Raw genomic sequence first — 4,878 nt, 5'->3', positions numbered from 1 at the left:
CGACAAGCAGGGCTTTTTCTCAAGCATCACGCCCGGTCAAAACCGCACCGTCGTCCCCAGGTAGAAGAAGCGACCGACGTTGTCGTACAGCGCCGAGTTGACGTCCGAGCCGAAGTAATTGCGCGGCGGATCCTTGTCGAAGGCATTGTCGATGCCCAGGTACACATCGATCTTCGAGCCGGGGAACTGATAGCCGAACTGGAAGTTGTGGTAGGTATACGAGCCGTTCTTGATCGGGCTGGCCGAGCCCGGGTTGCTGTTGTAGCTCTCCGGGGTCACGCGCAGGTTGCCGTCCACGTAGTTCACATGTCCCACGAGGCGCGCCATTCGTTCCAGTTGTACTTGGTCTGGAACTGCGCACGCCAGCGCGGGTTGGTCACGTAGGTAACGTACTCGTCGTACTCGGCCGGGAGTCCTGGAATACCCATTCGCGCGACTGGATCAACCGCGTGCCCACCAGGCGCAGCACGGTGTTGCCTTCGCCGAGCTGGACGCGGTAGTCCATTTCCAGATCCACGCCTACACGCCGCGAGCGGGACAGATTTTCGTTGAGCGCCTGCCAGCCGATGATGCTGTACTCGGGATAGATGCGGCCCTGCGGGTCGGTGAAGCCGCCGAGCGGGGCGCGCTGCACGAAGCCGCACAAGCTGTTGTTGATGCCGCCGGGGTTGTCCACGCAGCGCGTGGCATTGGTTTCGGCGGTCACCGTGCCGATCGCGTCCTGCAGATCGATGCGCCAGTAGTCGATCGACATGCCGAAGCCTTCGAAGAACTCCGGCTGCCACACCAGCCCGTAGGACAGGCTGCGCGCGCGTTCCGGCTTCAACTCCGGGTTGCCGCCGCTCACGCTCGGACGGGTCGCGGTAAAGGTGTCGATCCAGCCGACCGGCACGCCCAGCGCGCTGCAATTGGCCTGGCGCAATGCCACATCGCCAGCGGTACCGGGGCGGTTGGTGTTGGTAGGCAGGTAGTTGCAGGGATCGTTGATGGTGGCGAAGTTTTCGCTCTGCGAGTCGTACAGCTCGCCGATGCTGGGCGCACGCACCGCCTGCGCCAGCGTGCCGCGCAACCGCAGCGATGGGAGGATGGTCCAGTCCAGACCGATGTTCCAGGTCTTGGTCGAGCCGATGCTGCTGTAGTCCGAATAGCGCCCGGCCACATCCAGCGCCAGCCGGTCCACGCCCTGCAGCCCCGCCAGCAGCGGAATCGTGCTTTCGACAAAGACTTCCTTGACGGTGTACTCGCCGCCGCTATTGGGAATGGCATTGAGGAAGGTCACGCCGGAGGCAGCCAACGGATCGGTAATCTCCTCGCTCTGTTCCTTGCGGTATTCCACGCCACCGGCAACGCCGATATCGCCGGCTGGCAGCGAGAACAGGCTGCTGTTGGCGACCGATGCGCTGAACACGGTCTGCTGGATCTTGGCTTTGGAGCGCGCGGTGGTGTTGAACCAGGCGACTGCTTCCGGCGTGACCGCGCCATTGCCGAAGCCGCTGAAAGGCACGCAGCCTTCGCGCGCCAGTGCCGAATACACGCGGTTGGTGTTGGGGTTGATCGCGGTCCGGTCCAGCGTGGTGCGGCAGACGATGTTGCCGCTGGCATCGCGCGCAGCATCGATACCGGCCTGCCAACGCTCGTTGATGCGGTTGTCGAGGTTGAGCCGGTCCACGCTGGTCTTGCCGTAGTTGGCCGACACCTCGTAGGTCCAGTTGTCGGTGAAGTTGCCTTGGGCGCCGAGCACGGCGCGATAGGTCTTGCGCTCGATGTTCTCGCCACGGCGGCCGGCATCGACGTCGAAGCGGTTCATCAGGATCTGGGTGGCACCGCGAGAATCCATCAGGGCGCCGAGCTGCGGGCCGACATGCGGATTCTGCCGGCGCACGCGCAGCGAGCTGTCGAAGGCGGGCTGGCCGAAGAATTCCGAGTCGGTCTCGCTGTACTTGCCTTCGAAGAACAGGCGATGGTGTTCGCTGAGTTCGAAGTTCACCACCGTGGTGACGCTCTTGCGATCGAAGCCGGGCTGCAGATCGGCCACGGCGTTGAGATCGGCGAAGTCGCAATCCACGCACGAGGTGTTGCTGACCACCGTGCCGTTGTAGCGGTTGCGGCGGAACGTGCCATCTTCATTGAACAGATAGCGGTTGCCGTAGCTGGCCGGATTGCGAAAATCGAAGGTGCCCAGGTTGAAGGTGCCGCCGTAGGACGTCGAATGGTTGCCGCCCGGGCCGCTGAGTACGGTTTGCGGGTTGCTTTCGCTCGGCGGGCGACTGGGGTCGAAGCTGGGGTTCTGCACGCTCACCAGATACTCGCGGCCGATGGCGCGATTGCCGCGGCCTTCGGCGAAGTCGGTGCCGGCGGGAAAGCTGGCGAACGAGCGGTTGTAGTTGCCCTCGTCGGCCAGGCCCGTCTGCGCACGCGTTTCGAAGCCGGTGAAGGACTTCTTGAGGATGAAGTTCACCACGTCGGCGACGGCGACGGCGCCGTACACCGCCGAGGCGCCGCCGGTGATGACCTCCACGCGTTCGACCCATTCCACCGGAATCGTGTTGACGTCTACCGCCGTCGAGCCGGGGCTGGAGCCCACATGGCGACGCCCGTTGACCAGTACCAGCGTGCGGTCGGTGCACATCCCGCGCAGGTCGAGCAGGCCCAGTCCAGCAGTGCCGATGAAGCGGGTGGAGTTGCCCAGCGTATAGCTCGGCGCCAGGGCCGGCATGCGTGCCATCAGGTCGCTGATGGTGGTCGCGCCGGTGGCACGGATTTCTTCGGCGGTGATCGCGGTGACCGGTGAGGGCGTCACAAAGCCGGTGCGCGCAATGCGCGAGCCGGTGACGGTGATCTTGTCCAGATCGGTGGTGCCGGGAGCCACGCCATTTTCGGATTGCGCGGCAACGTGGCCGGCGGGGGCGACCAGCGCGACCAACAGGGCGGCGCTCAAACGATGACGACGGGTAGGGTGCGGGAGACGACTCGACATGAACGTGCAGATTCCTTGCTGGGATGAGTCCAGATACTACGTTCGATGAGCACAGGCTGAATTGAATCAAGAACTAACAAGCGCTTTACTTTTTTTAAACATTTGTGAAATTTTTCAACAAATGACATGAACCCGCCTGGCGCGGCTGCGTGTTTCCCGGCGACGGCAATAGCGGAGCTAGCCGACACGAGCCGGTAAACTGCACGCCTTTCGCGCAGCGATGGACGTGGTCCACGCAGCCGCACACGACGAAACGGGACAGGTAATGGCAACGATGTGGGACAACACGCCGCGTGCAGTGACCGGCGCCGCAGCAGGCGCTCAGGCATGAGCGGCGAACGCAGGATCGCCGCGCACGCGGTGCAGGGCGCACTGGCACCGCACCCGCGCATCCGCAATGTGATTGCGGTTGGGTCGGGCAAGGGCGGGGTCGGCAAGTCCACCACCGCAGTGAATCTGGCGTTGGCATTGCGCCACTTGGGCGCACGGGTGGGCGTGCTGGACGCCGATATCTACGGCCCCAGCGTGCCGGCGATGCTGGGTTTGAGCGGTAAGCCCGACAGCCCGGATAACAAGTCGATCGAACCGCTGCGCGCCTTTGGAATCGAGGCGATGTCGATCGGCCTGCTGGTGGATCAGGACACCCCGATGATCTGGCGCGGGCCGATGGCCACCTCGGCATTGACCCAGCTGTTCAACGACACGCTGTGGGACGACCTTGATTATTTACTGATCGATCTGCCGCCCGGCACTGGCGACATCCAGCTGACCCTCTCGCAGAAGATCCCAGTCGCCGGTGCAGTGATCGTCACCACGCCGCAGGACATTGCCACGCTGGACGCGCGCAAGGCCTTGAAGATGTTCGAAAAGGTCGAAGTGCCGGTGCTGGGCATCGTCGAAAACATGGCGGTGCACACCTGCAGCAACTGCGGCCATCGCGAGCATCTGTTCGGCGAAGGCGGCGGCGAGCGCATGGCGGCGCAATACGGCGTGCCGTTGCTGGGATCGCTGCCGCTGGCGATTGCGATCCGCGAGCAGGGCGATGCCGGTCAGCCGATCGTGATCTCCGCGCCGGATTCTGCGGCCGCCCAGGCCTATCTGGCGGCCGCCAGGCGCTTGTCGGAAGAACTGGGCAAGCGCCCGCGCGCCAGCATCCCGATTTCCGCCGCGCTGCTGTAACGCGTCGGCCTGCCTCCGGTGCTGGCCGCTGCTAGACTTTGCCGTCTTTCGCGCGGGCCGCCCGGCCTGCCGCCTTTCGTCTTCAAGGAACACCGCATGAGCATCAAGAGCGACCGCTGGATCAAGCGCATGGCCGAGCAGCACGCGATGATCGAGCCGTTCGAGCCCGGCCAGATCAAGCACGACGCCGCCGGCCAGCGCATCGTCAGCTTCGGCACCTCCAGCTACGGGTACGACGTGCGCTGCTCGCGCGAGTTCAAGATCTTCACCAACATCAACTCGACGATCGTCGACCCCAAGCACTTCGACCCGGGCAGCTTCGTCGATATCGAATCGGATGTGTGCATCATCCCGCCCAACAGCTTCGCACTGGCGCGCACGGTGGAATACTTCCGCATTCCGCGCGACACCCTGGTGGTGTGCCTGGGCAAGAGCACCTACGCGCGCTGCGGCATCATCGTCAACGTGACCCCGCTGGAGCCGGAGTGGGAAGGGCACGTGACACTGGAATTCAGCAACACCACGCCGCTGCCGGCACGCATCTACGCCAACGAGGGCGTGGCGCAGATGTTGTTTTTCCAGTCCGACGAAGTCTGCGAGACCTCGTACAAGGACCGTGGCGGCAAGTACCAGGGCCAGACCGGCGTGACCTTGCCGCGGACCTGATGCGTTGGCGCGGCGTGGCCTTCAGCAGGTCGCGGCCGCCTTCTCGCGGTAGCGCC

The 4,878-nt window shown here is 64.2% G+C and carries 2 protein-coding genes and 1 pseudogene; 2 read left to right on the top strand and 1 reads right to left on the bottom strand.

The genetic code is table 11. The annotated features are described in order from the left end of the window. Positions 1–36: 36 nt before the first annotated feature. A pseudogene (locus XBLMG947_RS20665) lies at positions 37–2,977 on the bottom strand (TonB-dependent receptor domain-containing protein). Between the two features lie 327 nt (positions 2,978–3,304). On the opposite strand from XBLMG947_RS20665, the gene apbC reads away from it, so the two are divergent. Both apbC and dcd read left to right on the top strand, forming a co-directional pair. Continuing rightward, complete coding sequence (gene apbC, locus XBLMG947_RS20660) at positions 3,305–4,156, top strand: iron-sulfur cluster carrier protein ApbC (protein WP_065470388.1); 852 nt, start codon at positions 3,305–3,307, stop codon at positions 4,154–4,156. 96 nt (positions 4,157–4,252) lie between these two features. Continuing rightward, entirely contained in the window at positions 4,253–4,822 is a 570-nt protein-coding gene (dcd, locus tag XBLMG947_RS20655; protein ID WP_010366727.1) for a dCTP deaminase, read from the top strand. Positions 4,823–4,878: the final 56 nt, after the last annotated feature.

This window comes from Xanthomonas bromi (assembly GCF_900092025.1).
In the GTDB taxonomy this organism is placed as follows: domain Bacteria; phylum Pseudomonadota; class Gammaproteobacteria; order Xanthomonadales; family Xanthomonadaceae; genus Xanthomonas; species Xanthomonas bromi.
The sequence above is the reverse complement of the archived record's forward strand: the minus strand, read 5'-3'. Positions and strand labels throughout refer to the sequence as shown.

Bases quoted from the DNA above. Each gene is read 5' to 3' on its own strand.
- dcd (WP_010366727.1), top strand. From the start codon at position 4,253: ATGAGCATCAAGAGCGACCGCTGGATCAAGCGCATGGCCGAGCAGCAC.
- apbC (WP_065470388.1), top strand. From the start codon at position 3,305: ATGAGCGGCGAACGCAGGATCGCCGCGCACGCGGTGCAGGGCGCACTG.